The organism is Streptomyces sp. AC550_RSS872 (assembly GCF_019049285.1).
Taxonomy (GTDB): Bacteria; Actinomycetota; Actinomycetes; order Streptomycetales; family Streptomycetaceae; genus Streptomyces.
Genome location: NZ_JAGMUL010000204.1, coordinates 1 through 693 on the forward strand (window position 1 = coordinate 1; position 693 = coordinate 693).

1 protein-coding gene is annotated in these 693 nt (G+C 72.7%); it reads left to right on the forward strand.

Features of this window, described 5'->3' with window-relative positions; translation table 11 throughout:
* Positions 1 to 467, forward strand: a 467-nt coding sequence (locus KUM44_RS42870) for an NPCBM/NEW2 domain-containing protein (RefSeq protein ID WP_217215179.1), incomplete at its 5' end; no start/stop codon positions are given.
* Positions 468 to 693 lie beyond the last annotated feature (226 nt).

A 693-nucleotide genomic window follows, 5' to 3' on the forward strand; every position in this document is an offset into this window, starting at 1 on the left:
CCCCCACGCCTACTCCCCCGCCCCCGCCCGCCCCGGTCGTGTACCAGTGGAGCCGGCTGTCGTACGACCTCACCGGCGACGGCACCGCGCCCGAGATGCGGCTCCACGGCAGCAGCTGGGTGTGGCAGCGGTACGGCGTGTCGGTCGGCGACAAGCGGTACGCGCACGGCGTCACCGTGCACGGCCGGTCCTCCGTGACCATCGACCTGAACCGGGAGTGCTCCGCCTACGACGCGATGGTCGGCGTCGACGACTCGACGCTGGGGCTCGGCGCGTTCTCCTTCTCGGTCTACGCCGACGGTGTCCGGCTGTGGCGGTCCGGAGCACTCAAGGGCGGGGACCCGGCCGTACCCGTCCATGTGAGCCTCACCGGGCGTGAGACCGTCCGGCTGGTGGTCGAGCCGCACAGCACCTTCGACACGCTGCTGCTGGCGGACTGGGCGGAGTCGAAGTTCAGCTGCGTGTAGGGCCGTTCGGCTGCGGTCCCGGCCCCGGGGCTTACGGCCTCTGTTCGACGGAAGTGGTGGAGGCCCCGCAGCGCCTCGGTGAGGTCTTGCCGCACGTCGTCGTGGGTGGAGGGGTGTCGGGGCGGGAGGGTTTTCGCCCCCGCCGCCCCTACCCGTCCCATCCCTTGAAGGGCCTCCGCCCCTTCCACCCCGCTGGGGCTGCCGCCCCAGACCCCGCCATCGGCCC